Source organism: Nocardiopsis alkaliphila YIM 80379, assembly GCF_000341005.1.
Lineage (GTDB): Bacteria > Actinomycetota > Actinomycetes > Streptosporangiales > Streptosporangiaceae > Nocardiopsis > Nocardiopsis alkaliphila.
Genome location: NZ_ANBD01000028.1, coordinates 1 through 25,669, shown reverse-complemented (window position 1 = coordinate 25,669; position 25,669 = coordinate 1). Strand labels below are relative to the sequence as shown.

At 67.6% G+C, this 25,669-nt stretch carries 24 protein-coding genes and 1 pseudogene; 15 read left to right on the top strand and 10 right to left on the bottom strand.

Annotation, left to right across the window (positions count from 1 at the left end; all coding sequences use genetic code 11):
• Positions 1-57: 57 nt before the first annotated feature.
• The 5 genes from hemC to D472_RS0103510 all read right to left on the bottom strand — a co-directional run bounded on the left by hemC (position 58) and on the right by D472_RS0103510 (position 4,266).
• Complete coding sequence (hemC, locus tag D472_RS0103530) at positions 58-1,014, bottom strand: hydroxymethylbilane synthase (protein ID WP_017603122.1); 957 nt, start codon at positions 1,012-1,014, stop codon at positions 58-60.
• A complete protein-coding gene (locus D472_RS0103525; protein WP_033303092.1) occupies positions 1,011-2,519 on the bottom strand; it encodes a glutamyl-tRNA reductase in 1,509 nt (502 codons plus the stop codon). The genes hemC and D472_RS0103525 overlap by 4 nt, the downstream gene beginning before the upstream one ends.
• 143 nt (positions 2,520-2,662) lie before the next feature.
• Positions 2,663-3,358, bottom strand: coding sequence for a redox-sensing transcriptional repressor Rex (locus D472_RS0103520; protein WP_026117345.1), 696 nt, complete (start codon positions 3,356-3,358; stop codon positions 2,663-2,665).
• A 349-nt stretch (positions 3,359-3,707) separates the two neighbouring features.
• A complete protein-coding gene (locus tag D472_RS0103515) occupies positions 3,708-3,974 on the bottom strand; it encodes a glutaredoxin family protein (protein WP_026117344.1) in 267 nt (88 codons plus the stop codon).
• A gap of 34 nt (positions 3,975-4,008) precedes the next feature.
• Positions 4,009-4,266 (bottom strand): MoaD/ThiS family protein, encoded by a 258-nt coding sequence (locus D472_RS0103510; RefSeq protein WP_017603118.1) that lies wholly within the window; start codon positions 4,264-4,266, stop codon positions 4,009-4,011.
• Positions 4,267-4,374: 108 nt separating this feature from the next.
• Here D472_RS0103510 and D472_RS26585 point away from each other — a divergent pair.
• The 8 genes and pseudogenes from D472_RS26585 to D472_RS28555 all read left to right on the top strand — a co-directional run bounded on the left by D472_RS26585 (position 4,375) and on the right by D472_RS28555 (position 12,932).
• A pseudogene (locus D472_RS26585) lies at positions 4,375-5,165 on the top strand (winged helix-turn-helix transcriptional regulator).
• 236 nt (positions 5,166-5,401) lie between these two features.
• Positions 5,402-6,505 (top strand): hypothetical protein, encoded by a 1,104-nt coding sequence (locus D472_RS28060; protein ID WP_026117343.1) that lies wholly within the window; start codon positions 5,402-5,404, stop codon positions 6,503-6,505.
• 120 nt (positions 6,506-6,625) lie between these two features.
• The gene (gene mshD / locus D472_RS0103495; RefSeq protein WP_026117342.1) at positions 6,626-7,609 is read left to right on the top strand and encodes a mycothiol synthase; all 984 of its coding nucleotides are present in this window, start codon (positions 6,626-6,628) and stop codon (positions 7,607-7,609) included.
• A 287-nt stretch (positions 7,610-7,896) separates the two neighbouring features.
• Positions 7,897-8,862 (top strand): phosphate ABC transporter permease subunit PstC, encoded by a 966-nt coding sequence (gene pstC, locus D472_RS0103490; protein ID WP_017603116.1) that lies wholly within the window; start codon positions 7,897-7,899, stop codon positions 8,860-8,862.
• A complete protein-coding gene (gene pstA, locus D472_RS0103485) occupies positions 8,859-9,944 on the top strand; it encodes a phosphate ABC transporter permease PstA (protein WP_017603115.1) in 1,086 nt (361 codons plus the stop codon). The genes pstC and pstA overlap by 4 nt, the downstream gene beginning before the upstream one ends.
• A 15-nt stretch (positions 9,945-9,959) precedes the next feature.
• Positions 9,960-10,739 (top strand): phosphate ABC transporter ATP-binding protein PstB, encoded by a 780-nt coding sequence (gene pstB / locus D472_RS0103480; protein WP_017603114.1) that lies wholly within the window; start codon positions 9,960-9,962, stop codon positions 10,737-10,739.
• Between the two features lie 78 nt (positions 10,740-10,817).
• Positions 10,818-11,783: a nucleoside hydrolase gene (locus tag D472_RS0103475; RefSeq protein WP_017603113.1), complete on the top strand. Its 966-nt coding sequence runs from the start codon at positions 10,818-10,820 to the stop codon at positions 11,781-11,783.
• 114 nt (positions 11,784-11,897) lie between these two features.
• Positions 11,898-12,932 (top strand): hypothetical protein, encoded by a 1,035-nt coding sequence (locus D472_RS28555; protein ID WP_051045931.1) that lies wholly within the window; start codon positions 11,898-11,900, stop codon positions 12,930-12,932.
• Positions 12,933-12,971: 39 nt separating this feature from the next.
• On the opposite strand, the gene D472_RS0103465 is transcribed toward D472_RS28555, so the two are convergent.
• Positions 12,972-13,421, bottom strand: coding sequence for a GreA/GreB family elongation factor (locus D472_RS0103465; RefSeq protein ID WP_026117341.1), 450 nt, complete (start codon positions 13,419-13,421; stop codon positions 12,972-12,974).
• A 74-nt stretch (positions 13,422-13,495) separates the two neighbouring features.
• The gene (locus tag D472_RS0103460; RefSeq protein WP_026117340.1) at positions 13,496-14,764 is read right to left on the bottom strand and encodes an NAD(P)/FAD-dependent oxidoreductase; all 1,269 of its coding nucleotides are present in this window, start codon (positions 14,762-14,764) and stop codon (positions 13,496-13,498) included.
• Positions 14,765-14,910: 146 nt separating this feature from the next.
• On the opposite strand from D472_RS0103460, the gene D472_RS0103455 reads away from it, so the two are divergent.
• Positions 14,911-16,497: a PucR family transcriptional regulator gene (locus tag D472_RS0103455; protein WP_026117339.1), complete on the top strand. Its 1,587-nt coding sequence runs from the start codon at positions 14,911-14,913 to the stop codon at positions 16,495-16,497.
• Here D472_RS0103455 and D472_RS0103450 read toward each other — a convergent pair.
• Positions 16,494-17,111: a DUF47 domain-containing protein gene (locus tag D472_RS0103450; RefSeq protein ID WP_017603109.1), complete on the bottom strand. Its 618-nt coding sequence runs from the start codon at positions 17,109-17,111 to the stop codon at positions 16,494-16,496. The two genes, D472_RS0103455 and D472_RS0103450, sit on opposite strands and share 4 nt — an antisense overlap.
• A 430-nt stretch (positions 17,112-17,541) precedes the next feature.
• On the opposite strand from D472_RS0103450, the gene D472_RS0103445 reads away from it, so the two are divergent.
• From D472_RS0103445 to purM, 3 genes are all read left to right on the top strand, one after another.
• Positions 17,542-17,994 (top strand): sterol carrier family protein, encoded by a 453-nt coding sequence (locus D472_RS0103445; RefSeq protein ID WP_017603108.1) that lies wholly within the window; start codon positions 17,542-17,544, stop codon positions 17,992-17,994.
• 44 nt (positions 17,995-18,038) lie between these two features.
• Complete coding sequence (gene purF, locus D472_RS0103440; RefSeq protein WP_017603107.1) at positions 18,039-19,535, top strand: amidophosphoribosyltransferase; 1,497 nt, start codon at positions 18,039-18,041, stop codon at positions 19,533-19,535.
• Positions 19,536-19,645: 110 nt separating this feature from the next.
• Entirely contained in the window at positions 19,646-20,725 is a 1,080-nt protein-coding gene (purM, locus tag D472_RS0103435) for a phosphoribosylformylglycinamidine cyclo-ligase (RefSeq protein WP_026117338.1), read from the top strand.
• A 152-nt stretch (positions 20,726-20,877) separates the two neighbouring features.
• Here purM and D472_RS0103430 read toward each other — a convergent pair whose 3' ends face one another.
• On the bottom strand, positions 20,878-21,105 hold the full coding sequence (locus D472_RS0103430) for a DUF3073 domain-containing protein (protein ID WP_017603105.1): 228 nt from the start codon (positions 21,103-21,105) through the stop codon (positions 20,878-20,880).
• A gap of 252 nt (positions 21,106-21,357) precedes the next feature.
• Here D472_RS0103430 and D472_RS0103425 point away from each other — a divergent pair, with 252 nt between their 5' ends.
• Together D472_RS0103425 and bldC are read left to right on the top strand one after the other, a co-directional pair.
• The gene (locus D472_RS0103425; RefSeq protein WP_017603104.1) at positions 21,358-22,191 is read left to right on the top strand and encodes a hypothetical protein; all 834 of its coding nucleotides are present in this window, start codon (positions 21,358-21,360) and stop codon (positions 22,189-22,191) included.
• A gap of 704 nt (positions 22,192-22,895) precedes the next feature.
• Positions 22,896-23,099, top strand: coding sequence for a developmental transcriptional regulator BldC (gene bldC / locus D472_RS0103420; RefSeq protein ID WP_013155387.1), 204 nt, complete (start codon positions 22,896-22,898; stop codon positions 23,097-23,099).
• Positions 23,100-23,342: 243 nt separating this feature from the next.
• On the opposite strand, the gene D472_RS0103415 is transcribed toward bldC, so the two are convergent.
• Complete coding sequence (locus D472_RS0103415) at positions 23,343-24,494, bottom strand: hypothetical protein (protein ID WP_017603103.1); 1,152 nt, start codon at positions 24,492-24,494, stop codon at positions 23,343-23,345.
• A gap of 376 nt (positions 24,495-24,870) precedes the next feature.
• Between D472_RS0103415 and D472_RS0103410 the strand changes: the two genes are divergently transcribed.
• The coding region (locus D472_RS0103410) for an N-acetylmuramoyl-L-alanine amidase (RefSeq protein ID WP_017603102.1) at positions 24,871-25,669 on the top strand (799 nt) is incomplete at its 3' end.

The window sequence follows — 25,669 nt, the reverse complement described above, 5'->3', positions numbered from 1 at the left end:
GGGGGGCGACCCGCGCGGGTGTTCCCCCGGCAGCGGCAGGTGCTGCCCAGGTGATCTCTAAGGGGTGTCCCTTTCGGCGAAGGCCTCGGCGACGATGCGGTCGGCGCCCTCGGCGATCATTTGCCGGGCCAGGTCGCGACCGAGCGCGACGGCGGTGTCGAGGTCCTCGGGCGAGGACAGGTCCACGGTCCGCTCACGGCGAATGGACTCGGCGCCGTTGGTGGCGACCACGGCCGCGCGCAAGCGCAGACGGTTCTCGGAGTACTCGGCGTAGGCACCGACCGGGGCGGCGCATCCGGCTTCGAGTTCAGCGAGGATGGTGCGTTCGGCGACGACCGCGATTCGGGTCGGCGCGTGGTCCACGGCGGACAGGTAGGCGAGGTCACCTTCGGCGCGCTCGGTGCGGCACTCCACGGCCAGGGCCCCCTGGCCGGGGGCGGGCAACATCTGTTCGGGTTCGAAGACGTCGGTGACGGCTTCGCCGCGACCCACGCGACCCAGGCCGGCGTAGGCCAGGATGACGGCGTCGAGTTCACCGGAGGTGACCTTGCCCAGCCTGGTCTCGGCGTTACCCCGAATGGGCACGTAGACCAGGTCGGGGCGAAGGGCGGACAGTTGGGCGACACGACGCGGGGAACCGGTGCCGATCTTGGAGCCGGCCGGCAGGTCCACGAACTTCAGCCCGTCGCGGGCGCACAGGGCGTCGCGCGGGTCGTCGCGTTCGGTGATGGCGGCCAGGACGAGCCCGTCGGCGGGCGTGGTGGGCAGGTCCTTGAGCGAGTGCACCGCGAAGTCGATCGTGTCGGCGTTCAGCTCGTCGCGCAGGGCGTTGACGAACACACCGGTGCCGCCGAGTTGGGTCAGGTGGGCCTTGGTGACGTCACCGAAGCTGGTGATCAGCTCCAGTTCGATGGCCTGACCGGTGCGCTCGGTGATCGTGTCGGCCACCTTCTGGGACTGATTGGTGGCCATGGTGCTACGGCGGGTGCCGAGCTTGGCGGGTGTGGCGTTCATGCCTTCTCCTGTGCGGTCCGCGCGGCGTCGTGACGCCTGGCGCCGGCCACGGTCCGTGCGACCGTCGGCTTCTGTGAGTTCTGGGGTTCGAGATCGAACAGCCGGCGTAGGGCGACCTCGTAGGTCTCACCGTCGGGGGCCGCCGCCAATTCCTTCACGCGCACGGTGGGTCTGTGCAGCAGCTTGTCGGCGACACGGCGCATGGCGCGGCCGATCTCTTCACGGGTGCGCTCGTCGAGGTCCTCGGGCAGACGTCCGTGCAGACGGCTGAGTTCGGCCTCGACGACGTCACGGGCCTGGGCACGCAGGGCCACGACGGTGGGGGCGACCTGGTCGGCGCGGCGACCGGCCTGGAACTCGTTGACCTCCTCCTCGACGATCCCGCGCACCATGGCCAGGGCCCCCGCGCGTTCGGAGTCGGCCTCGGTCTCGGTGGAGGAGGCCTGGCGCAGGTCCTCGATGTCGACCAGGCGGGCGGTGTCGAGCTCGCGCACGGCCGGGTCGATGTCACGAGGAAGCGCGAGGTCGAGGAAGACGAGGGGGTGGGCGCGGTCTTCGGTGGCGGCGGCCACGGCGTCGGCGGTGAGGACGAGGCCCTGGGCCCCGGTGCAGGAGATGACCAGGTCGGCCTCGGTGAGCGCGTCGGCGGCGTTTTCGAAGGGGACCGCACGGGCGTGCACGGTGTCGTAGGCCTCGTTGAGGCATTCGGCCAGGCGTTCGGCGCGCTCGTGCGTGCGGTTGGCGACGATGACCGTCCCGGCGCCCTGGCGGGCGACGGTGTTGGCGGACAAGGCGCTCATGGAACCGGCGCCCAGGACCAATACGCGGGTCCCGGTGAGCGGGCCGGTCGGAAGTGCGTCGATGAGGGTGCGCGGCGCCTCACCCTCGGTCTCGGGCGAACCCTGCCCGGACATGGGGCAGCCCATCGGTGGAGTGATCGCGGTCGCCGGAACGCCGGGCCTGGGGGTGACCGCGAGGTCGCGGGAGGCGATGGTCAGACCGAAGCCGACCATGTCGGCCCCGGCGTGGTCGAGATGGGTCTCGGTGTGGGCTCGCTTGCCCACGCGCAGGGCGCGTTGGCCGAGGTCGTTGAGGACCCGGCCCACGGAACCGATCCTCTGCCCCTCCTTGAGGGAGTCGCGGACCTGACCGAGGATCTGGCCCTCGCCGACGACCATCGAGTCCAGACCACAGGTGACGGAGAACAGGTGCTGGATGGCGCGCTCGTCGTAGTGCACGTAGACGTGCTCGGAGAGTTCGGCCAGGCTCACCCCGGTGTGCCAGGAGAGGAGTTCGGTGATCGCCGCGACGCCGCCGTGGTAACCCTCGACCTCGGCGTAGACCTCCGTGCGGTTACAGGTGGAGACCACCATGACCTCGTTGACCGCCTCGGAACCGATCATCTCCCCGATCGCCTTGACCCGGGTCTCCCCGTTCAGCGCGACACGCTCGAGGAGCGCCACTGGCGAACTCCGATGGCTCAACCCCACGGCCAGGACACTCATCCGCACTCCTATGCAGGCATCTACGCAGGCTTCATACCTTGTCAATGTTCGGATAGGGCTGAGGCCCCCGCCATCAGCCCTACCGGAACGCGGCGCACGCTCGCTCTTCGCCACCGCCTGGGTGGGCCCTCGGCCCCTTGCGTCTACGTCATTTCCAGCCCCGCCCGTTCCGCTTCACGGCCGTCGCCATCGGCCCTGCGTTGCGCGTGAAAGGCGAGGATCTGAAGTTCGATGGACAAGTCGACCTTACGCACATCGACCCCGTCGGGCACATTCAGCACGACGGGAGCGAAGTTGAGGATGCTGGTCACTCCGGCCTCCACGAAACGACCGGCCACCCCTTGAGCGGAGGCCGCCGGTGTGGCGATGACCCCGATCGACACACCCCTCTCGCGTACAACCTCTTCCAACTTGTCAATATGCCCCACGTCCAGCGATGCGACGCGCTGCCCGACCACCCCTGGATCGGCGTCGAGCAGGGCCGCGATCCGAAACCCCCGGGTGCCGAAACCCCCATAGTTGGCCAGAGCGCGGCCCAGGTTGCCGATCCCCACGATGGCCACGGACCAGTCCTGGGTGAGACCAAGTTCACGTGAGATCTGGTACACGAGGTACTCCACCTCGTAACCCACGCCACGTGTCCCGTAGGACCCGAGGTGCGACAGATCCTTGCGGAGCTTCGCCGAGTTCACGCCCGCGGCCCTGGCCAAGGCCTCCGAGGAGACGGTGGCCGTACCACGATCCTGCAGGGTTTGGAGGGCACGTAGGTACACCGGGAGGCGGGCGACGGTGGCCTCCGGGATTCCCCTTTCCCGGGGCCGGGGCGGGCGACTGATCACAGGCGGGCGCTCCTGGGGGCTGACGGTTCGGGCGGGGGCGCGGGCCACGCCCGTCCCCGGCCTGCTCGCCGGATCCGCGCGCTTCCCCCGGCCTACGAGACGTAGGGGACTCCAGATTACGCGCTTGTGAAAGCACGCACAAAGTGGGGTGCCGTGTGAGACCCCGCCAAGGAGTTCACACGAAATCATGTGCTTCGTGGACGTGCCCAAACGACGGATCCCATGGACGGCATTCCGCCGGGAAGAAAAGCGCGCACCCCTCGTGCAGCCCCTTACGGGCACTCGGGAAGGGAAATGGGAAGGGGCACGAAAGTCCGGAGGAGCGGGTTCCGGGAGAAGGGCGGAGTCCTCAGCCGGAGAGCGCCGAACGCAGCCTCTCCTCGCAGACCCGCCAGAAGTCATGACGACGACCATCGACGAAGGTCACCGGGATCTTGTCCCAGAACTCCTCCTGATCCGCTTCCGACACCGTCTCGAGGGATTCCTCCGCGCGGTCCACACCGAGGTCGTCGGTCACCCGGCCGATGACCGACCACGCCTGTTCACACAGATGGCACCCGGGCTTGCCGAGCATCACCACACGCGCACTCTTCGCCCAGTCCGGGGTTTTTGTCATGTTCCGCTCCGATTTCATGGTCGTTTCCGGCCCCTCACCCGCCTGCGAAGGGCGGTAGGACCTCGATCACGGTCCCTTTCGCCACCGTGACCTCATCCCGTGCCCTTCTACCGACCGGCCGCTCGTCCACCAGAAGCGACGAAGCATCAAGAACACGGAGGAAACGGTCATCCGGATGCAGTCGACGCGCCGCTTCGAGAGCGCTCTCGAGCGTGTCGGCATCGACCGTGTCCTCGGCCGTTCCTGCCGCTTCCTTCGCCGATGCCCAGTACCTGATAGTGCACTTCGCCATCTGTTGATTATCCTTGATGTTGCTCGGAGGCGACATATTAAGAAATCTTCACCGGGGGCAATGGCGCCTTCGATCGCCCGCCACGAGCGGGCCGACGAGAAGAGACGCATGAGCCATCTGCTGTTACTCACGAACTCGAACGAACCGTCCGACCACGTTCTACCCGCACTCGGACTCCTCCTGCACTCGGTACGCGTCGCACCCGCCGAAGCAGGTGCCCTGCTCGCCTCGACCTCGGGTGGCACCGGGGGTCCGGTCGACGCCATTCTGGTCGATGCGCGCACGGACCTGGCGGCGGCCCGCAATTTCTGCCGTCTACTGGACACCACCGGCTTGGACTGTCCGCTCTTGGCCCTCCTCACCGAGGGCGGTGTCGCGGCGCTCACCCCCGACTGGCGGGTCGACGACTTCATCCTGACCACCGCCGGCCCGACTTCATCCTGACCACCGCCGGCCCCGCCGAGGTCGAGGCCCGCCTCCGCCTGGCCGTCGGGGCCTGCGACTCCGGGACGGACGACCCCGACGAAATCCGCAGGGGCGATCTGGTGATCGACGAGGCCACCTACATCGCCCGTCTACGAGGCCGCATCCTCGACCTCACCTTCAAGGAGTTCGAGCTGCTCAAGTTCTTGGCCCAGCACCCGGGCCGTGTCTTCACCAGGGCCCAGCTGCTCCAAGAGGTCTGGGGATACGACTACTTCGGCGGTACCAGGACCATCGACGTCCACGTGCGTCGGCTGCGCGCCAAGCTCGGCACGGAGCACGAGTCGTTGATCGGCACCGTCCGCAACGTGGGCTACCGATTCGTTCCGGACACCACTGGCAAGGCACCCGCGGCACCCGCCGTCGCCGTCGAGCGTGCGCCCGCCACCCGTTCCGCGAAGGCCCCGGCCGAGTAGCCGTCCGCCCGGCCCCGTCTCGGGGTGCCCGTCCGCGCGGAAGGGCGCCCCGGCGTCACCTCCGGGGCCCACCCGATCGAATTCATGACGACGATGGCTGGAACAGGGCTCGAACTCGACCGGATCAGAGCTTAGGATCGAGACCGCACCCGGCGGGTTACGACAGGCGCGGCGGAAACCCTCGGATGCGAACCGAGTCGCACTGGCGCGCCACCCAAAGGAGTGAGAACGCACCGATGCCCGTCCCCGCCGCGACCACCCCCGCACCCTCCACGACCACTGGACGCCGAGTTCCCGCGTTGCTCGGGGCCGTCTTCGTCGGTTCCACCCTGGTCGCCACCCTGGCGCCCGCCCATGCCGCACCGACCCCGGTGACGTTCTCCTTCGCTCGTGCCTCGGACACGATCGAGCTGGGCGAGGCTGCGCCGGCCAACCCGGTCCTGGTCTCCAATCAGGGTGACCTGACCATCTGCTTGGTCGAATTGAAGGTCGACGACCCCGAGTATCGTGTGCAGGGTTTCGAGGGCATTCGGATCGAGCCGGACACGGAGTCCCTATCGGTCGGTTCCGTCAGCGGTGCTCCCCGGGACGACGACATGGTCACCGCCACCCTGACCTACGCTCTGGCCAACGAGGAATCGGGGACGTGCGACGGTTCCTCCGAGACCAACGCGGTCTCCGCCACCTGGTCGATCGAGGTCACCGAACCCGAGCCGAGCCCCACACCGACGCCGACGCCGACGGAAGAGCCCACCGGGTCACCTTCGCCCACTCCGACCCCTACCGAAGAGCCCACCAAGTCACCTTCACCCACGCCCACCCCGACCCCCACTCCACCCCGGAGCCCAAGCCCCACTCCCACCGAAACCCCCACCGAAACCCCGAGCCAACGTCCCACCGAAGACGTGGAGGCCGAGAGGCCCTCCGCCACGTCCTCCCCGCCGTCCTCGCACGGCCCGCCCACCTCGCCCGACCGAGGCTCACCCGGCCAAGGCTCGCCCGGCCAAGGCTCGCCCGACCGCACACCGCCCCGGAGCGACGTGCCCACCAGCGGAACGGACCTGGCCGACCTGCCACGAACCGAGGCCGACCTGCCCGACCTCGCTCCGGGCGAGGCCGAGGATTTGGCCGACCTGCCGTTGGTCACACCCACCTCCGAGGAGGACGACACCGAGACCGAGATCGCCGCCGACCACGACGAGATGGGCTCCTCGGTCACCCCGGCGATCCTGCTCGCCGCGTTCCTGCTGGCTCTGTTGCTGGCCGCACCGGTGGCGCCCGCCCGTCGGGTCCGGTTGGGACTGAGCGGCGGTTACCAGGGCAAGCGACGCAAGGGCTGACCCGTCCTACGCCCCGACACGGCTCCGAAGGCGTCGACGTGGACGGGACCGTCAACGACGTGGCCATGCCTCACGGGTGTCGCGCGACCACCCGTCGAACAGGATCTAGGATGGCGGCTCATGAACACCCCGCTAGTGACCGACGACCTCGATTCCGAGCTGGTCGAACCGATTCTGACCCTGGCCGATGCGGCCCGCGCCGCGGATGGGGTCGCTCCTCTGTCCGAACACACCGTTCTCCGGGTCAGACACGGCGCTCCCGCCGGCAGCGGCCGTTTCCACCTACTCCGTGACCCCTCAGTCCCTGACCGACTCGTAGGCTTCGCCTTCATCGAACGAAGCGAGGACGAACCCGACTCCGGGGAGGTCGTCGTCGACCCCGCCCATCGGGGTCGCGGGTATGGTTCCGCGCTGCTGCGTTCGGTCCACGAGGACGCGGGACCGAGGGGGGTACGGGTGTGGGCGCACGGGCGCACCCCCGGAGCCGTCTCGGTGGCGCAGGCGGCCGGCTGGTCTTCGGTCCGTGAACTCCACAAGATGCGGATGCCCCTACGAGACCTGGGGCCAGAGGTACCCGGTGGCCCTTGGAAGGCCCCCGAACTGCCCGAACCCGAGTTGCGTCCCGAGGTCGCCGAGAAGGTGCTGATCCGGCCCTTCGTCGTCGGCCAGGACGAACAGGCCTGGTTGGACGCGAACGCCCGGGCCTTCGCCGCCCACCCCGAACAGGGCTCCCTCACCCTCGACGACCTGCTCCAGCGAGAGATCGAGGATTGGTTCGACCCACGGGGTTTCTTCGTCGCGGTGACCAACACCGGCGCGATCGCCGCCTACCACTGGACCAAGGTCCACTCCGACGGAGCCGGTCTGAGCGACGACGAACCCGTCGGCGAGGTCTACGTGGTGGGGGTGGACCCCGCCTGGCGGGGCACCGGCCTGGGACGCGCCCTGACCCTGGCCGGACTACGGTACCTGCGCGACGCCGGGCTCCCCTGGGTACACCTGTACGTGGACGGTGACAACCGGACCGCGGTGCGCCTCTACCAGACCCTCGGGTTCTCCATGTGGGACACCGACGTGATGTACGCGCCCGGTCGAGGGGCCTGAGGGCGCCGCGACGTCCGACCGCGACGCCCAGCTCCACGTGGGGGATGTCACATTCACCGGGCGAACCCCTTGGCGCCACGGGTGTGCGGCGCGGCGTTCACCTCGCGTTCACCTTCTCTGGGAGAACTGGTCACTTCTGAGGCCTACCTTCACATTCGGCGCGGTATGGACGTCCTCCGCGCGCCGACCGCGATTCGGCGGTCGTCTCCAGCGCGGTCCACGGCCGTACCGGCGAGATCCAGGACCCGAGTGACCGGCCCGAAACCACTTTCCGAACCGGAGAACCCATGACGACCACGGACGCGCCCAAGGCGGCACCACCGCCCACGGGCAAGCGCCGGATCGGCGATGTCGTTTTCGCCGGGCTCGCCCGAGGCTCGGGCCTGCTGATCCTGGTGATCCTCGCCGGTGTCGCGGCCTTCCTGGTGATCCAGGCCTGGCCCTCACTGCTGGCCAACACCTCGAACTTCCTGACCGACCAGTCGTGGGAGGCCAACACCCGGGAGAACCCCTCCTTCGGTGTGGCCGCCCTGGCCTTCGGTACCGTTCTGGCGGCCTCGATCGCGCTGTTGCTGGCCACTCCGATCGCCATCGGCATCGCCCTGTTCATCGTCTACTACGCGCCCCGCAGGCTCGCCGCCACACTCGGCTACCTGGTCGACCTGCTCGCCGCGATCCCCAGCGTGGTCTACGGCCTCTGGGGCATGATGGTGCTCGCCCCACAGCTGGTCCCCGTCTACGAGGGCATGACCCGCTACCTGGGCTGGATCCCGTTGTTCGCCGGCCCTTCCTCCACCTCCGGTCGAACCCTGCTCACCGCCGGCATCGTCTTGGCCGTCATGATCCTGCCGATCATCACCGCGATGTCGCGCGACGTGTTCCATCAGGTCCCGCAGGGACACCGTGAGGCCGCGCTCGCCATGGGCGCCACCCGTTGGGAGATGATCCGCCTGGCCGTTCTGCCCTTCGGCAAGTCCGGCATCGTCGGCGGTGCCATGCTCGGTCTGGGGCGCGCGCTGGGCGAGACCATGGCCGTCGCCATGATCCTCTCTCCGTCCCTGGCGATCTCCTTCAACCTGTTGCAGAGCGGTAACCAGACCATCGCCGCGCACATCGCGCTCCAGTACCCCGAGGCCACCGGCTACGGAGTCTCCGCGCTGATCGCCGCCGGCCTGGTGCTGTTCACCATCACCCTCGCCGTCAACATGGGCGCCCGCTACGTCGTGGCACGGGGCAACAAGGAGTCCGCATGAGCACGAGGACCACGCAGCCTCCCGCCCCCGGTTCCAAGACCGGCGGCAACAAGTTCGACCTGCGCTCCGGTACCCTGCCTCGTCGCTTTCCGGCCGCCCTGTTGGCCGGCTGCGCCGTGGTGGTCGCCGGGGTATTGACCCTCTTCTCGTCCTTCGGCCTGATCCTGTGGGCCCTGATGACCGCGGTGGCCTACGCGGCCATCATCGTGGCCACGTCCGTGCGCGTGGAGGGCGGACGCAAGGCCAAGGACCGTCTGGTCACCGCTCTGGTCTACGGCTGCTTCCTAGTGGCCATGACCCCGCTGGTGTCGTTGCTCTACACCGTCGTGGTCCATGGGATGGATCGCTTCAGCCCGTACTTCCTGACCGTGTCGATGAACGGTGTCCTGCCGAGCATGGACGCGGGCGGCGTGTATCACGCCATCGTCGGCACCCTGGCCATCACCGGCATGGCCACGCTGCTGGCCGTACCGATCGGTGTACTCACCGCCGTCTACCTGGTCGAGTACGCCCAAGGCCGGATCAAGAAGGTCATCACGTTCTTCGTGGACGTCATGACCGGTATCCCGTCCATCGTGGCCGGTCTGTTCGTGGTGGCGCTGTGGATCATCCTGTTCGGCCCCGGGCACACCAACGGGGCCGCGGGCGCGCTCTCGCTGACCGTGCTGATGATCCCGGTCGTGGTCCGTTCCAGCGAGGAGATGTTGCGCCTGGTCCCACGGGACCTGCGCGAGGCCTCCTACGCCCTGGGAGTACCCAAGTGGCGCACGATCACCAAGGTGGTGCTCCCCACCTCCGCCGCCGGCCTGACCACCGGAATCATGCTGGCCATCGCGCGTGTTATCGGTGAGACGGCACCCCTGGTCCTCACCGCGGGTTCGTCGGCCGTCTCCATCAACTGGAACCTCTTCGACGGCCAGATGATGAACCTTCCGGTGTTCATCTACTCCCAGTTCCGCATGGGTGGGGCCGTCAACTACGAGCGGGCCTGGGCGGCGGCGCTGACGCTGGTTCTGATCGTCATGCTGCTGTTCATCCTGGCCCGTCTGGTCGGCCGCTTCTTCTCACCCAAGACCCGCTGATACGAGGAACATCCTGTGGCGAAACGAATCGACGTCTCCGGACTGCACGTCTACTACGGCGACTTCCTCGCGGTCGAGGACGTGACCATGACCATCGAGCCGCGGTCGGTGACGGCGTTCATCGGCTCCTCGGGCTGTGGCAAGTCCACCTTCCTGCGGACCCTCAACCGGATGCACGAGGTCACCCCTGGCGCCCGGGCCGAGGGCAAGGTGCTCTTGGACGATCTGGACATCTACGGACCCGACGTGGACCCGGTACTGGTCCGCAGCGAGATCGGCATGGTCTTCCAGAAGGCCAACCCCTTCCCCACCATGTCGATCTACGACAACGTGATCGCCGGGGCACGGCTCAACAACAAGCGGATGTCCAAATCCGAGGCGGACGACCTGGTGGAGGAGTCGCTGCGCGGCGCCAACCTCTGGAAAGAGGTCAAGGACCGGCTGGACAAGCCCGGTGCGGGCCTGTCCGGTGGCCAGCAACAGCGTCTGTGCATCGCGCGTGCCACGGCCGTCAAACCGTCCGTGTTGTTGATGGACGAACCATGCTCGGCGCTGGACCCGATCTCGACGCTGGCGATCGAGGACCTCATTCACAACCTGAAGGAGGACTACACGATCGTGATCGTCACCCACAACATGCAGCAGGCCGCGCGAGTGTCCGATCGAACCGCCTTCTTCAACCTCTCGGCTCCCGGTAAGCCCGGCAGGCTGATCGAGATGGGTGAGACCAACCAGATCTTCACCCGCCCCGAGCAGAAGGACACCGAGAACTACATCACCGGCCGCTTCGGCTGATCCGACATGACAGCGGTTCGGCGCACCGGCCCGGTGGTACGGAAGACCGCTTCGGCCACTTCTACGAACGGAAAACCCATGGCCACCGCGCTCATCATCGACACCGACACCGCGCAGGACGACTGCGTGGCCTTGCTGGTCGGGTTGCTCGACCCGCGGGCGGACCTGCGGGCGATCACCATGGTCGCCGGGAACGTGGGGTTCGAGCAGCAGGTGCGCAACGCGTTCCTGACGCTGAACGTGGCCGGGCGCTTCGGGGAGGTGCCCCTCTACCTGGGCTGTCGGCGGCCTCTGGTGCGCGAGTGGGTGAGTGCGGAGAACGTGCACGGTGACGGCTCCGGTGGCCTGTACATGGACCACTCCGGGCCGGAGCCCGACTCCGAGCACGCCGTGGACGCCCTCGTCCGTATGGCGGCGGAACGGCCCGGGGAACTGTCGATCGTGGCGATCGGACCCCTCACCAACATCGCCATGGCCTCGGCGAAGGACCCCGCCTTCGTGGACAACGTCAAGTCGCTGTACGTCATGGGCGGCTCCAACAACGGCCGGGGCAACATCACCGCCGCAGCCGAATTCAACTTCTACGTCGACCCCGAGGCCGCCAAGGCGGTGTTCTCGGCCGGGTTCGACATCACCGTGGTGCCCTGGGACCCGCTGACCCTGCGCCAGGCGGTGTTCGGCCGGCGGAAGCTGGATCGGATCGCCGCGTTGGGGACCCCATTGTCGGCCTTCTTCACCCGAGTGTGCGCGGCCACCCTGGACTTCGACCGCAAGGTCGGTATCGACGGCACCACGCATCCCGATTCCCTGACCGCCGCTCTCCTGCTCCACCCCGAACTGGTGCGAAAGGTCTCGCCCTACCACGTGGACGTGGAGACCGCCGGGGAGCTGACTCGCGGTTACTCCGCCATGTCCTGGGGCGTGCATGGCCTTAAGGCCAACGCCCAGGTCATCGAGGAGATCGACGCCGAGGGTTTCTACGAGTATCTGGTGGCGTTGTTGTCCCGATCCACCGAGCCCGCTCATGCGATCCAGGGTTTGTGATCCTTCCCCTCACCGTTTTGGTTGCCCCATCGGACACTTTCGTCCAATCCTGGCCAATTGACCCGATTATGACGCTTTGAGGGCTAATGTCCCCTTTATTGGAGGGGAGGGCTCATGCGTGTCTCCATGATGGCTCCGGGCGCGGCGTTCCTGCTCGTCGTCACCGGGGCCGCCTGCGATTTTGGAACCATCACGACCACCGGTGAAGAACAGCGGTCCGACGAGGACTCCGCTGGCGGCGGCTCCGGTTCGGGAGGCGGTGGCGGCCAGGGTGGCGAAGGCGGTGGTGGAGGCTCCGGTTCGGGAGGCGGTGGCGGCCAGGGCGGCGAAGGTGGTTCGGGCGGTAACGGTAACGGTTCCGGGTCAGGGGGCCGACACACACCCCCCGCGACCGGTGACGAGGAACCGGACACCCCCGAAGGAGGCGAAGGAGAGACCACCCAGGAGGAGGGCTCCGAGCCGATCATGCTGGAGCTCGGCGGGAGCCATCGCTTCGAGGACGGCTTCACCGTCACCATGAGCCCCGTGGAACGCCGAACCGAGCCGACGCCCGAACGCTCCGACGCCACCGGTGAGGAGGACCCGGCCGAAGAGGCCCCGGACGGGGACGGATCCACCGATGACGAATCCATGGAAGGACTCGATGAGACCGAGCCCGTGGAGGAGGAGACGGCCGAGGACTCGACCGACGATCCCACCGCCATCGAGGGGGAGTCCCCGGAAGAGGAACCGGGCGAAGAAGGGTCGAGCGACGAGGGTCCCCCCACGGTGGAGGACGACCCGCTCGATGAGGAGTCCGCTGAGGGGGAAACGAGTGAAGAGGAACCCGTCGAGGAGGGGTCCGAGGACGAAGGGGACGACTACTACGCCTGGACGATCGAGATCACCAACGGCACCGATGAGCGGATCCACACCGGATCGATCCTCACCGACTGCTCCGTGGGCGATCCGTTGCGGGAATCCTCCGGACCGCTCTTGGGCGAGGCCCTCAATCCGCCCATGTTCTTGGCCCCGGATGAGTCCGGGAGCTGGGACGAGGACTGTTGGGCCGCCGAGGACGACCCGACGCTCCGATGGAGCCTGGAGTTCATCGACGAACAGGGACGCTCGCTCTACCCCGCCTTGGTCTTCGAAGGCCAGGCGCCCTGAGGGCGACCAAGGGCCGCCCTGGCGGGCGGCCCTCGATCGTCAGGCCTGGTACGGCACCGCGTCCACCAAGGTCACGCGAACGGTCTTGCCGCTAGGGACCTTGTAGGAGCGTTCCTCTCCCCGGGCGGCGCCCAACAGGGCCTGACCCATCGGAGACTGAGGCGAGTACACGCTCAGCTCCTCCTCGTTCGCGCCTTCGCGGAGCCCGAGCAAGAAGGTCTCCGTCTCGGTCTCGTCGCCATGGCGCACCGTCAGGACCATGCCGGGTTCGGCGACACCATCGTCCGGCGGGGCCTCACCGGTCACCGCGTCCTTGAGAAGCTCCTCCAACTTGTGGACGCGTGACTCCCGGGCCTCCTTCCCCTCGGGAAGGCGAATCCCTAGAGCCTCCGCCTCGGCGGGGTCGGCGGTGCCATTGAGGATCGCCAACTCCACAGTGAGCCGGCGGTGGGCGCTCGGCGTGAGCCAAACGCGGTCGGCGTGTGACATCGTGTTCTCTCCTTGGAAGAGGAAGGGCGCCCCGCCGGTGTTCGGTGGGGCGCCCGGTGGACGAGGTTCGTCGTTCACCGGAGTGGATCGAAGGGGCGCATGGACGCCGGGGTGTCGCCGGTCGCCACCGCTCGGGCGAGCAGGCGGCCGGTGGCGGGGCCCTGGGTGAATCCCCACATCCCGTGGCCGCCGGCCACGTACAGGCCGGGGATCCGGGTGGCCCCGATCAGGGGTAGGCCGTCTGCGGTGACCGGGCGCGATCCCACCCACTCGTCGGTACGCCTGTCCAGGTCCACCCCGGTCAGATATGGGGCGGCCGAGGTGGCGATGGAATCGATCCGAGCCTGGTAGAGCGGGGCCTCGATGTCGCGGAACTCCATGGTTCCGGCGACCCTCAGCCCTTCGGCGAGGGGTGTACAGGCGACCCTGGCCTCAGGCAGGTAGAGCGGCCCGGGGACCGAACCGGTGGTCGGAGAGGTGAAGCTGTAGCCGCGGCCCGCCCGTAGGGGGACGGTGACCCCCCAGGGGCGCCCTTGGCGACCGAGCCAGGCACCGGTGGCGAACACGACGGCGTCCGCGCTCTGGCTCTCCCCATGGGCGGAACGAAGTCGAAGCCCGTTCCCGTGGGCCTCCACCCCGGTGACCCTGAAGTTCTCGATGATGCTGCCGCCGCGGCCACGTACGTGGTCGGCGAGGGCGTGGGTGAACAGTCCCGGGTTGACGTAACGCTGTCCGTCGATCCGCACCCCCGCGCGAACGGCTCCGGAGATGAACGGACTCTGTTCACGCACGGTGTTCCGGTCCAGGGCGGAGTAGGACAGCGGAAGCCCCGTGGCACGCATCTGGTCCAGTTCCATGAGCAGGTGCGCGGCCCGCTTCTCACTGGTGAAGAGCGCGGTGATCGGCGCTTCCTCGGTCTTGGGCCCGTCCTGCATCCCAACGCCCGCCTCGACGAGTTCGGTGAAGGCGTCCAGGCTCACCGAGCTCAGCGGGGTGTTGCCGTTCAGGGCCCGTTCCCACGTGGAGCGTCTGCTGTTGAGCGCGAAGGCTCCCAGGAAACCCAGGAGGCCGGTGTCGGTGGTGGGCGGGATGGACAACGCCGCGTTCGGGTCGAGCAACGCGCGCAGACCGTGGCCGAATACCGCAGGCTCGTTCAGGGGGATGGTCAGACCAGGAGCGATCCAGCCCGCGTTGCCCCAGGACGAACCCGAGGAGACCGTGTCACGCTCGACCACCGTGACCCCGACTCCATACCGCTGGAGGTACCAGGCGGTCGAGAGGCCCACGATTCCGGCGCCGACGACGATGACGGTACGCGGCACTCTCGCGCCCTTCCCGGACATGGGCATTGCTCCCTGTGCACGACGACGGGGGGATACGGTTCCGCATCCCCTATCGAGTTTGCCCCTCACTCTCCGCCTTGATCTTGTTCCGGCAGGACAATCTCGCCCTACTCTGGAGTGGAGTCCGAACAATGGGAGGCGGCGCGATGGTCCTTTTGGACCGGTTGGTCACCATCCTGGGCACGTATGGGGCCCGATTGGTGGGGGCACGGCCCCCATCCGGGACGGCACTGCGCGGAGTGGCCCTGCACGACCCCGGAGGCTCGGAGGAGGGCGACATCCTCTTGGCGGTAGGAGTGACCGACCCGTTGCGGGCGGTCGCGCTCGCGGTGCGCGCCGGCGCGGTGGCCGCGGTGGCCCGTCCCTCGCACGTCCCGGAGGCGGACGAGACCGGGGAGCCGTTCTCGGAGGCCGCGGCCGTCGCACGGAAACGGGGGGTGGCTTTGTTGATCGTGGACCCGTCGGTGGCCTGGGGCCAGATCGCCGGGGTGGTCTACGGATTGGTGCTGGAGGGTGGCGAAACCGAAGCGGGACGTGGGCCCGCCGACCTCTTCGCGCTCGCGGACACCATCGCCGACCGGGTGGCGGCCCCGGTGACCATCGAGGACCCCCGTCATCGACTCCTCGCCTACTCCCAGCGTCAGATCGACACGGACCGGGCCCGCTTGGACACCATCCTGGGCAGGCGCGTACCCGACAAGATCCAACGCCACCTGGAACGCGCCGGGGTCACCGCCCACCTCGCGTCCTCGTCCGAGCCCCGATACCTGCCCGCGGAACCGGAGCTGGGCCTGGGCGCGCGCACGGCCGTGGCGGTGCGCGTGGGCCGCGAGTACCTGGGTTCCTTGTGGATCGTGCGCGAGAGGCCCCCGGACCCGGAGTGTTCCGCGCTGCTCTCGGAGGCCGTGCGGACCGTCGCACTGCACATGTTGCGCACCAGGGTGAGCGCGGACCTGGAACGTCAGGTGGAATCGGATCTGGTCAGCCGGTTGCTGGAAGGGGCCGTGGACCCGACCGAGGCAGCGGGGCGGCTGGGCCTGGCCTTGACCTCCCACCGGGTCATCGCGTTGCAGGCGCACACCCCCGACGAACGCCACTCCGCCGCGTTGATGACCTTCGAACGCGCCACCACCGGGTTCGGGTGGTCGCGCCCGGGGCGCAGTGCGGTGTTCGGCAGCACGGTCTACACGGTGCTGCCCTGTGGCGCGGACCCGGCGCCGGCCCGAGACTGGGTGAGTCAGACCACGCGGGGACTGCCGGTGCACGTGGTGGTCAACGCCGGTATCGGAGCCCCGGCGGACCTGGCCCGTCTCCCGGCCAGCCGCCGTGAGGCGGACGAGAGTCTCGCCCTGCACGCCTCCCGACCCGGTGGTGCGTCGCGACCCGTACCGGCCTACGACGAGTCTTGGGACGAGGTGTTGGTGCACCGGTTGCGCATGGCCTCGGCCTCCGGGCGCCGGCCCGCGGACGGCCCGGTCGCCGAGCTCGCCCGGCACGACACCGAGCACGGCACCCGGTACGCCGAGACGCTGCGTGCGTGGCTGAGGGCTCAGGGAGATCCGAACGAGGCCGCCGGCGAGCTGGGGGTGCATCCGAACACCGTGCGGCACCGGATGCGTCGGATGGCGGAAGTGGCCTCGCTGAACCTGGACAGTCCACGCGCCAGGTTGGCCTTGGCCATCACTTTGGAGGCCTACGTCGACCAGGACGGGATTCCGGAGCGACATCCCTAGCTGTTCTTGACGACTATGGTCTCCACCGTGTTGGCGACGTGCTCGAAGGCGTCGGCGGCGGTCTCCAATTCCTCGATCACGTCCTTGAGCTTGAGCACGGTGAGGGCGTCGTACTCACCGCTGAAGAGGTGGGCGAGGAGTTTGCGGTAGATGCGGTCGGCCTGGTTCTCCAGCTGGTTGATCTCGATCCAGTACCGGGTCAGGTCCTTCATCGATCGCAACCGGGGCATCGCCTCGGCGGTGAGTTCGGCCGCCCGTTCGAGCACCTCGATCTGGTCGATGATGCCCTTGGGAAGCCGCTCCAACCCGTACAGACCGATGAGGTCGACGGCGGCCTCCATGGAGTCCATGACGTCGTCCAGGTTGGAGGCCAGCCGGTAGATGTCCTCACGATGCAGCGGAGGCGCCGAACTCTTGTTGAGTCGGCGCATGATGGCGTGGGTCGCATCGTCACCGGCGTGCTCGCAGGCACGCATCTTCTCGGTGATCGCTTCTCGGTCGGCCCCATCGCTCATCAGTTCCACCAGGAGGCGGGCTCCGATGACCAGGTTGTTCGCCGAGTCGGTGAACATCTCGTAGTAACTGTCATCACGCGGGCGCAAGCGCAGGCGCACGTCGTTCTCCCGATGGTGCGGTGGTCTTCCTTGGTGGATGCTAAGTGCGCTGATCAGTTGTTTCAGCACGACAGTGTGGGATCTGCCCGGTTCGGCCCCCGCTCGGGGGAGACCTGGGCCGGCCCGGGTCACCCTGTGTTCATCTGCCTGTGTCGGTACGGGGAACGCCACGGGGCGCGGGTTCCACCGCAATCCTCCCAATCTCAACGACACCGGGACGCTTCGGGACGCTACCTTGTCCGGCCTCCGCCGGCCAGCCGCGCACTGAGACAGGAATCACCCAGAGGGACGAAGAAGGGTCGACACTCCCTTGTGGCTTCCCGATGTCCACCTTGGGTCCATTCATTGGCCATGACAAGTACCCTCCTCGTTCATCCATCCGATGGTCGGTGATCCGGGTTCCGGTCCATACCACCCGTAGGCTTCGCACATGCCTTCCGCGCTCACCCCGAATTCCGTGCGGCGCCTGCGCACGGCTCTGGACGAACAACTCTCCCTTCTCGACGAACCCACCTTCTCCGGTTCCGACGAGGAGGCGGTCCAGGCGTGCGCACGCCTTGCCCTACGCCTGGAGAACCCGCCCCGGGCACTGCTCAAGGCCGCCGTGCGATGCAGCCTGGCGGTGCTGGCGGACCGATCTCCGGGGCACAGCCTGGAGGTGCGGGTACCGCCGTACGGGGCGGTCCAGGCCATCGAGGGCCCTCGCCACACCCGAGGCACCCCGCCCGGGGTGGTCGAGACCGATCCGATCACCTGGCTGCGGTTGGCCATCGGTCGAAGGGACTGGGCCGATGCGGTCACCGAACACGACGTAGGGGCCACTGGAGTGCGCGCCGACCTGTCCGACCACCTACCCCTGTGGCGGAACGAAAGGGACGTATGACCCCGGTTGGCCGGTCCTCCCTCTCCAACGGATAAGCTTTGCGTGTGCCGTACTCCGACGGCCGGCTCTCCACGGACCTCGATCCGCTCGAACGCGGACCGCAAGACGCCTGCGGTGTCTTCGGGGTCTGGGCACCCGGCGAAGAAGTCAGCAAGCTCACCTACTTCGGTCTCTACGCGCTCCAGCACCGCGGACAGGAATCCGCGGGCATCGCCACGAGCGATGGAAAGCGGATCGTCGTCTACAAGGACATGGGCTTGGTCTCCCAGGTCTTCAACGAGGCGACACTCGACTCCCTCAGAGGCCACCTCGCGATCGGTCATTGTCGTTACTCCACCACCGGGGCACCCGTGTGGGAGAACGCGCAGCCGACGTTCTACACCGCACGTGAGGGTGGCCTGGCACTCGCCCACAACGGCAACCTGGTCAACACTCCGGAGCTGGCCTCGATGCTGCCCGACCGGCGTCACGGCGCCGGCACGGACACCGAGGTGGTCACCAACCTGCTCGCCGCGCGGGCCAAGGACGGCCAGCCGGTGGAGGACGCGGCGATGGAGCTACTCCCCCAGGTCAAAGGCGCCTTCTCACTGGTGTTCATGGACGAGGACACCCTCTACGCCGCCCGTGACCCGCAGGGCATCCGACCCTTCGTACTGGGCCGCCTCGGCCAGACCTCCGGCGCCGGAGGCTGGGTCGTGGCCAGTGAGACCGCCGCACTCGACATCGTGGGCGCCACACTCGTGAGGGAGATCGATCCCGGCGAACTCCTGATCATCAACGGCGACGGTGTGCGATCTCGACGTTTCGCCGAGGTGCAGCGCAAGGGCTGTCTGTTCGAGTACGTCTACCTGGCCCGTCCGGACACCACCATCACCGGACGCAACGTCAACTCCACCCGTGTGGAGGTCGGACGCCGGCTGGCCCGGGAGCACCCTGTCGACGCCGACCTGGTCATCCCGGTCCCCGAGTCCGGCACCCCCGCCGCGGTGGGTTACGCCGAGGCCAGTGGCATTCCCTTCGCCCAAGGTCTGGTGAAGAACTCCTACGTGGGGCGCACCTTCATCCAGCCCAGCCAGACGCTGCGCCAGTTGGGTATTCGACTCAAGCTCAACCCGCTTCGCGAGGTCATCGAGGGTCGCCGTCTGGTGGTCGTGGACGACTCGATCGTGCGCGGCAACACCCAGCGTGCCCTGGTCCGGATGCTCCGCGACGCGGGCGCCGCCGAAGTGCACGTGCGGATCTCCAGCCCGCCCGTGCTGTGGCCTTGCTACTACGGCATCGACTTCGCCACCCGCGCCGAACTCATCGCGGCCAACCTGTCGGTCGAGGAGATCGCCGAGTCCGTCGACGCGGACTCCTTGGCCTACGTGGACCTGGACGAGCTCATCGCCGCCTCGGAGCAGCCCAAGGACCAACTGTGCCGCGCCTGCTTCGACGGGGTCTACCCGCTCCAGGTCGATGCCGACTCCCAGGGAAAGTACCTGTTGGAGAAGGTCTGCGGTACCCCTGAGGGTTCCACGCTGGCGAGCAGCCCCAAGTGACTCGCGCGTGAAGGGCCGTCCGGCCCCTCACGTCCCATCCGTCCGGCCGGATCCTTCGATGTGCCCTCCGAACGAGGCGACGGAACGACCCGAGCAGATCACCGAAAGACATGAGGAGAACTCGCGGGGCAGCCGACAGCACAGGGACGACGGGCGCGTACGCGGCGGCGGGTGTCGATATCGCCGCCGGTGAACGCGCCGTCGACTTGATGAAGCGTCACGTCGCGCGTACGCGCCGACCCGAGCAGGTCACCGACGCCAGCGGTTTCGCGGGCCTGTTCCGCTTGGACACGGCCAAGTACAAGGACCCCGTCCTTGCCACCTCCACCGACGGGGTGGGCACCAAGATCCTGCTGGCCCGGCAGATGGACCGGCACGACACGATCGGCGTCGACCTGGTCGCGATGGTCATCGACGACCTGGTCGTCAGTGGCGCGGAACCGCTCTTCATGACCGATTACATCGCGACCGGCGCCGTGGTGCCCGAGAAGATCGCTGAGATCGTCGGCGGGATAGCCGAGGGCTGCCACCAGGCGGGGTGCGCGCTCATCGGTGGGGAGACCGCCGAGCACCCGGGGGTGATGGAACCCGAGGAGTACGACTTGGCCGGCGCCGGCACCGGTGTCGTGGAGGGCGACGCCATCTTGGGACCGGACCGGGTGCGTGAGGGCGACGTCGTGATCGCGATGGGTGCCTCGGGCCCGCACTCCAACGGTTATTCGCTGGTGCGGCGCATCGTGGACAGCGCCGACCTGGACCTGCACGCGGCGGTTCCCGAGTTGGGTGGGGTGTTGGGCGAAGTCCTGCTCACCCCGACCCGGATCTACGCCAAGGACTGTGCGGCGTTGACCGACGCGGTGGAGGTGCACGCTTACTCCCACATCACCGGTGGTGGGTTGGAGGCCAACCTCTCCCGTTCGTTGCCAAAGGACCTGGACGCCGACCTGGACCGCTCCACCTGGGCCCCACTTCCGGTCTTCGATTACCTGGCCGAGAAGGGCCGGATCTCCCGCGAGGACATGGAGGCCACGTTCAACATGGGCGTGGGGATGGTGGCGATCGTCGCGGAGCAAGACACCGAACGCGCGCTCCGGTTGCTCACCGAACGCGACGTCCCGGCCTGGCGGCTGGGCATGGTGCGGAAGGGTTCCGGCCGCGCCGTACTGAACGGCGAGTACCGGACCGCGTGAGAAAAACGGACGCGAATATAGCCGGTGCGAACCACTCGCGTGGTTCGCACCGGCTATATCCACCTGTCCGCGACGGTTTCCATCTGGAACCCGTAGCCGCTACAGGTCAGCGGTTGTTGTCCGAGCGACCTGAAAGTCTCAGCGACGTATGACTACTTATCGGAATCCGAGTACTTATCGGCAAGATCCGCGTAACGGTCGACCAGGTCGTCGTGAGGTTCACCATAGGGGTCGTCCGGACCTGACGGCCCGACGGTAGACCCCTCGTTCTCAGCGACACCCAGCTCCGACCGCAGCCGATCAAGGTCGGTCCCCCCGGTGCTGTACTTGAGCTTCCGGGCGACCTTCTGCTGCTTGGCCTTGGCTCGGCCGCGCCCCATTGGCTCGACCCCCTCAACGATTGGGTTCCGACGAACCCCAGATCACTTACTAACCCGCAGTACCAGGCTGACCGCCGTCAACGCGACTGACGTCAGGCGTCAGCTTACGTACACACACAACCGTACCTGGTCGGACCGCGCCGTGCCTACGCCCCCCGGGTGTGATGGGTGTGGTGCCCACCCGAAAGGCCTTCCTACCAGGCACGACTCACGGTTGGTGCCAGAGGCAACGATCTGTGCCACGATGCGATCGTGTTGCCCTACACCGCTTATCTCCGCGTCTACCAGCCGATCACGTCCTTCTCTCCTTATGACCGTGAGTACTGGGAGAGGTACGCGGCGTCCAAGGGTCTTCCTGAGCGGATCAACGCGCTGGCCGCCGAACAGACCGAGAGCCTGGGACGAATCATCACTTCACCACCAGTGGTGGCACCGGCCCAGGAGAGTCGGGAGGCCTACCTGCGCCGCGTGGACGATCGGTTGTACGTGTGTCCTCGGCAGACGCGGTTACGCTCTTGGCGGGCCTTCGCCGAGTTCTCCTCCGCCACTCCCAAGCCCTTGGCCGAGGCGTTCGTCCCCTCCCGGGAGGCCCTTCGAGTCGCGGCCGATTACCGCCGGTGGCGTGGGTCGGGGGCACGGACCCCACCGGGCATCCTATCGAGCAACTGGACGATTCCGGTGCCATGGTTCGTTCCCTTCGAGCACCAGGAGCGGTGCCTGGTGCTGTCATCGGGCACCACCAGGACGCTGCTGTACCTCACCCGGACCGCGCAGGCCCGACACAGGTTGGAGCACACGGCCATGGTCCTGCGCGACAACATCGGAGAGCACGCCGTCTCCAAGTCCACGGAAGAACTCATGACCTGGCTGGAGGCCGTGGCGCATCCCGCGTCCCTCCTCGAACTGGACTACGGAGGACTCCCCCATCTGCTCAGCGACGACCACCTGAACGAGGACCGTTCGGTGGCCGAAATCTCCGACGCGATCGAGGCACTGGCCAAGGGCGATGGTGGACGGGTGGTGCGACTGCGAAAACGGATCACCCATCGTTGGAGGTCGGTGCGAGCCCTGGAGCACGCCAACTGAGAGTTACGAGATCGCCGATTTTTCAAAGACGATTCTCTGGTGATGTCGTCATCTCAGGGCGGAAGACATCGAACGCCACGCCGGGAAGCAACCTGGTACACCAGGTTTCTCGTTCTTCTTCGGAGGTCTTTGCGCACGTGGTGATGGCGTGGGGCCCGGCCCCTCCCGAGCACGCCATCAAGCGCGGTGAAACTGGGCATAACGCCCGATAGGGATCGGAGTAGACTGTAGTGAGTCGGTCACTGTCCGCACCCTGAGTAATCACGAAAGTCCTACCACGCCGCACATCCACGTGACCCGACCCATCAGCGAAAGCGACCGGGCGCCCAAGGCGCCGAACCGCTCCACCCCTCCCCCAGGGTGGCCCGCCATGACTCCACCCCACCCCTCCACACTCGGCGCACGGATTTCGGTCAGGTCCGCCCTAGCACTTCGGGCACTCCGGATCGAGAAAAACGAGGCCTGAGAACGAAGTTTTGACCGAATACGCCACATGCCACTAAACGTGTCGCTAGAATCACTTAGCGTGACGCGACCACGGGCGGCTTTCGTTGGCCTCCCGCGTGCAAAGTTGCTTGGTGTGGTCGCGCAATCACCTCGGGTGGTATCAATATGGACCTAGAGAACATATTGGACATCCGGGCCAAGTGCCAGGAAAAAGGCTCAAGGATCGGCACACAGATCCAGGAGGAGAGGCCGTACACATGTCGACTCGCACGCCCGAGGCGGAGCCCCTGTTGACCCCCGCCGAGGTTGCCACCATGTTCCGCGTGGACCCCAAGACCGTGACACGCTGGGCCAAGGCGGGCAAGCTCACCTCGATCCGCACCTTGGGCGGCCACCGCCGCTACCGCGAGACCGAGGTCCGTGCCCTGCTCGCCGGTATCCCCAGCCAGCGCACGGAGTGATCTCCGCGGTCTGTGCCGATTCCGGGGGGAGCAGCCGGACGCCCTCCGGCTACTGACAAGAGGTTTGCGGGGCGGATCACCCGAACACGGTGTGATTCGCCCCTTCTTCTGTCTTCCCGACGAGACGCCCTTGGGGCTTCTTCCCGGACATGACCAGCAGTCGATGTCGAGCAGCGGCCTCATCGTCATTCCTGTCCGGAACCAGGGTTCGGGTTCCGACCGGAATTCCCCGCGCGGTCGGCTTCAGTCCTCGATCCGATCGTCCATGGCGGTGGTGCGCTTACGGGCCAGGAAGGTCGCGCTCACACCACCACCGACCGCCACGACCGCCGCGGTGATCAGCGCCGCGACCGAGCCGCCGGTGGTCGCCAATCGGTTGCTCGGGGATGTGATCCGATCCTGAGCCGCATCGGCGGGCTCGTCGCCATCCGGGTCGGCCTCCGCTCCGACCACGTGCGTGGAACCGATCGCCCAGACGTGGGCGAAGTCGACCGCGAACCCCTTGCCGTCCTCAGGGTCACCGATCTGAACCCACACCGTGAGCGCGGAGCGGATTCCCCGCCCCTCCCAGTCCTCGTGGTCGTCCTCGAAGGTACTTTCCTGGACCAGGAAACGAATACCGACGGGCACCTCGTCGACCGTCTCACCATCGGCGTCGAAGACCTCCAGGACCTCTTCCGCCACGTATTCGCCCCCTTCGTCCCCGGCCCCGGGGACGGGGGCGCCGAAGGCGGTCAGTTCGCCGTACTCCAGGCTTGCTTCGGTTCGACCGTCATACCCGGCGGTCGCGGTACCACGCACGTCCTCGACGGTGAACTCGACCGTGTTGCCGTCCGTGGAAACGTTCTCCGACTCACCTTCGCCGAGGAGCACCACGTCCTCCGGCGTCGGTGAGGCACTGGGCGAGGTCTCCGATTCCGGGAAGGGGGCCCGCGGCGCGGGCTCGTCCGCCCGTTGCCGTTCCCCATCGTCGGAATCATCCGTGGGGGCGTTCGGCCCCTCCGAAGTCCCCCGCTCACCCTCGGTCTCCTCCGGCCGTTCCGAGGTTTCGACCGACGGCTGATCCACGCCTTCGGGCACGCCGATCATGCCGAGTTCGATCAGGTCCTCCACACCGACCCGGACCCGGGCCCGATCGACGCGGGCCTGCGCGCTCGCACCGGAACGATCCTCCACCAGGCTCCGACTCTCCCCCTCCACCCGCGCGTACTCGGCCAGCGAGCCCGAGAGCGGATCGGAGGCGCTTTGGTCATCCAGGTCACCACTGAAACCGATCGCGGTGGAATAGCCGGTGACCAGGTCGCCATCGGCCACCCATGCCTGTGCCTTCGCCCAGATGAGAGGGGTCGCGGAGACGGGGACCGCGGAGGCGACACCGAACACGCTCAGCGCCATGAGAAGGGTTCCTCCGGCGAGAACTCGACGAACGGACGTCTTGGCGGGAGTCACCACAACACTCCTGTTGTATCGGGGGATGCCAGGCCCGAGGACCGGGCCCGCCCTGACACCGGTGCGTCGGGACGGGAGTCCGCACGACCTGATGGGCCGGACGCGGTATTTCGCGGATGGCGAGGTGGAAGAGGTCCCCGACCCGGTCGATGCGCTGAACGTGTGGAAGACCGCGCGTGGACGGCCCACAAGGTGAGCCTAGCCTCTTGGTCACAAAACGGAAACCGTCCGCCAACGAAGAAGTCATGACCGTGAGAAGGCGGGCTTCGTTTCCGAAGCTTCTCGGTACGGTCGGGCCGCCTTCAGCGGCTAAGTTGTGGGCATGCCCCATTCCGCACCCTCAGGGCACCGGAATCGCACCGGCCGCGCCCTGGCCTTGCTGTCGCTCACAGTGCTGTGGACCGCGGCCTGCTCCCTACCGGCCGGCAGCGCCCCGAACGGTGACCCCACGGCGGCTCCACCGCTCCCCGGCCCCGAGGACGGGAACGGAGAGGCCGGCGAGGAAGGCCGGACACATGGTTCCGCACAGGACTCCGCCCCGCGAGGGGACGGCCCCCTGGGCGACCGGGTGGTGGTGATCGACCCCGGCCACAACGGCGGCAACGCCGACTCACCCGACGAGATCAACGCCCGAGTCGACGTGGGCAACGGTAGGAAGGCCTGTGACGCCGTGGGCGCTGAGAGCGTGAACGGCTACGCCGAACACGAGTTCAACTGGGAACTGTCCCTCCTCGTTCGGGAACGTCTGGAAGCCGATGGGGTCACGGTGGTCCTGACCCGCGAGGACAACGACGGTGTCGGCCCCTGTATCGACGAACGCGCCGCGATCGGCAACGAGAACGAGGCCGACGCGGCCCTGTCCCTCCACGCGGACGGCGGACCCGAGTCCGGACGAGGCTTCCACGTGATCGCCCCGGGAACAGTGGACGGGCTGACCGAGGAGATCGTTGAGCCCTCCGCACTGCTCGCCGAGGACATCCGACGGGAGTACCTGGAGGGCTCCGACATCCCGTACGCGGACTACCTGGCCAACGAAGGTCTGGACGAGCGCACGGACCTGGGCGGGCTGAACCTGTCCACGGTGCCGAAGGTGTTCCTGGAGGCCGGGAACATGCGCAACC